Raw genomic sequence first — 552 nt, 5'->3', positions numbered from 1 at the left:
CCGACACGCAGCGCGCTCGGCCGCCGGCCCGCCGACCGGACCGAGACCGGCGCCGACAGCGCCGGGTTCTGCGCGCGCAGCACCTCCGCGGCCACGTCCATGATCTCCTGCGGGGTGCGGTAGTTCACGGTGAGCCGCTCGACGGTGAACTGGTGGTCGGCGACGGGCGCGAGCAGCTCGGCCCAGGTCGTCGGGGCCCCCGGCCGGGCCGTCTGAGCGAGGTCACCGACGAGGGTCGCGGTGCGCCCCGGGCAGCGCCGCCACAGCAGGCGCCACAGCATCGGCGAGACCTCCTGGGCCTCGTCGACGACGAGGTGACCGAACGCCCAGCCGCGATCCTCCCGGGCATGCTCGGCCGCGCTGCGCCGCGTGCGCGGACCGGCCCAGCGGTCGGCCAGGGCCGCGGCGTCGACCTCGCCCTCCAAGCCCAGCATGTCGACCACCCCGCGGGCGTACTCGCGTTCCTCGGCGCGTTCGCGCTCCGCCCGGCGCTCGGCCTCCCGCCCGGCCTCCGCGGCGGGGTCGCCGAGCAGCTCGGCCGGGCGGGAGGCC

1 pseudogene is annotated in these 552 nt (G+C 78.3%); it reads right to left on the bottom strand.

Annotated features, from left to right (window positions below):
- Nucleotides 1–552 (bottom strand): annotated as a pseudogene (locus MXD58_RS24725) (HelD family protein); the annotation flags it as partial.

This window comes from Frankia sp. AgKG'84/4 (assembly GCF_023242965.2).
Lineage (GTDB): Bacteria > Actinomycetota > Actinomycetes > Frankiales > Frankiaceae > Frankia.
Note: the sequence above shows the minus strand (reverse complement) of the source record. Positions and strands in the feature narration are given on the sequence as shown.